1 protein-coding gene is annotated in these 2129 nt (G+C 71.0%); it reads right to left on the bottom strand.

What is annotated here, in order from left to right; translation table 11 throughout:
• Positions 1-91: 91 nt before the first annotated feature.
• Complete coding sequence (locus tag AC5JJ2_RS17610) at positions 92-2020, bottom strand: ABC transporter permease subunit (RefSeq protein ID WP_495859329.1); 1929 nt, start codon at positions 2018-2020, stop codon at positions 92-94.
• Between the last annotated feature and the right edge of the window lie 109 nt (positions 2021-2129).

The following is a 2129-nucleotide window of genomic DNA, read 5'->3' as shown; positions in this document are numbered from 1 at the left end:
GAGGAGCGCGTCCGCGGCAGGGAGGCTACCCCCCTCCCTTACCCTCCCCCCCAAGGGGGGAGGGAACAAAACCAAGACGGCGCGTCACCCGTTACCGCCCCTCCGCCTCGAACCGGGCGACGGCGTTCCGCCACAGGGCGAACGTTAGCACCGCGAACACGCAGCACACCAGCCCGGCGGACGCGGCCGCGCCGAGGACGGCGTCCGGCAGCGGCGACCGCCACGGCGTCGCCACCGCCCCGATCTCGACCGCGAACGGCAGGCTCAGGGCCGTCGTCGAGAGGTCGTACCACCCGCCCGCCACGCCCAGCACTTCGACCAACCCGCGGACCAGCACGGCAACCATCGGCGGGAGCAGGAACGCGGCGAATGTCGTGCCGAGGAACCACGCCGTCGCCCGCACCACCGTTTGACACCGGACCGACAGCCACACGGCCAGCGTCAGGAAGAACGGGACCGCCGCCGCCACCGCCGCCAGCGTCAGCAGGAACCCGACCGGGTGGACCGCGCCGGTGGCGAACACCGTGGCCGCGTACACGGCGTACCCGACCAGCCACGGCTTCAGCCAGTCGAACGCGGCCCGCCACTTCGCCCGCAGGAACTCGCGGCGGTCCGCCGGCAGCGTGAACAGCGAGTCGAGCGTTTGCCGCTGCCGCTCCCGCGACACGCACCCGACGGCCCGGACCCCGGCCAGCGGCACGAGGACCGCGAGCAGCCCGATGCTGCCGTACCGGAACACCGGGTTCAGAATCTCCTGCGGCTCGTCCGTGGAGACCGCCCGGCCGAGGATGCCGAAGAACGTCGGGATGGTGACCGCCACGAACAGCGCGAGGAAGCACCCCTTCGCCATGTCCGTCTCGAACGACGGCAGCTTCCCGCCGAAGTACGTCTCCTTCCACAGGAGCGGGTCGTCCTCCTGGATGTACGGGACGTGGATGTACCGCAGCGGCGTCCGCTCCCGTTGGGGCGTCGCGCCGAACGGCTTGTCCGTGTCGGGATCGACTTCCTGCCAGTGCGGCTTCGGCGGGGGGACGACCTTCGGCTCGTCTACTTTCGGTTGCCCGATCAGGATCGCGCGGACGTTGCCCATCGCGAGGAGCGAGAACAACGCCGCGAGCAGCCCGTGGGCGATGACGCCGACGAGGGCGAGGTCCGCGAGATCGACGCGGCCGCGGCCGGCCTCCCGGACGGTCGCCAGCAGCAGGCTGAGCGGCGAGAGGCCGCTCGCGTTGGCGTAATTCACCCGGCCGTCGGTGAAGGTTTCCAGCCCGCACCCGCAACACCCCGCCAACACGATCAGCGCCCACGACCAGGTGTACGCGGAGACGAGGACGCCCTTGAGCGTGTCGTGCCGGGTCGCCTGCCAGAAGCTGAAAGCCGCGAGGCTGACGGTGGACATCACGGCCGCCACGAACGACGTGACCAGGATGTCCGGGTCCACGCCGCCGAACAGCAACGTCATCGCCAGCACCGGCAGCCCGGTCAGCGCGAGGCCGAGGACGAACACCACGCGGGCGGCCAGCTTCCCCAGCACGATCTCCCGGTTCGACAGCAGCGACGCCTGCAGGAACGCGAGCGTGCCGCGGTCCTTCTCCTCGGTGATCGAGCCGCCGGCGAACACCGGCGTCACGACCGTGAGCGCGACGAGCTGGCAGAACAGGAAGACGTGGAAGAACGTCTCGGCGAACGCCGTGACCCGCTCGCGGGGGAACTCCTCGCCGGGGCCGAAGATCAGCCGGATCGGGTTGACTTCGTGGAACTCGTTGAGGTACGCGATCAGCAGGCTGACGAGCAGGAACAGGGCGTACAGCGTCCGGAGACGGGCCTGCGTGCCGCGGCGGGTGACGCGGACGAGTTCGTGCCAGAACAGCGGCCCGAGCACGGCCGGCGACTCGGCCGGGCGGCCGCGGAGCCGCCGGCCGAGGGCGACGAGCTTCAGCGCGACACCGGGCAGGACCGTCAGCGCCGCGAGGAAGAACGCCGCGACGCCGAGGACCGCGAGCAGGCCGGAAGGGAGCATGAGGGACCCGTTCCAGGGACAGACGGTCGGGTGGTGGCCTCGCCGACAGAGGGTTTTATTCCCTCCCCCCTTGGGGGGGAGGGTTAGGGAGGGGGGTGAGCTTCCTCCC

The sequence above is a fragment of the Limnoglobus sp. genome (assembly GCF_059499385.1).
The sequence above is the reverse complement of the archived record's forward strand: the minus strand, read 5'-3'. Positions and strand labels throughout refer to the sequence as shown.

What these genes read in the sequence shown, in the direction of transcription:
- AC5JJ2_RS17610 (WP_495859329.1), bottom strand. Translation starts at nt 2,020, where the DNA reads ATGCTCCCTTCCGGCCTGCTCGCGGTCCTCGGCGTCGCGGCGTTCTTC.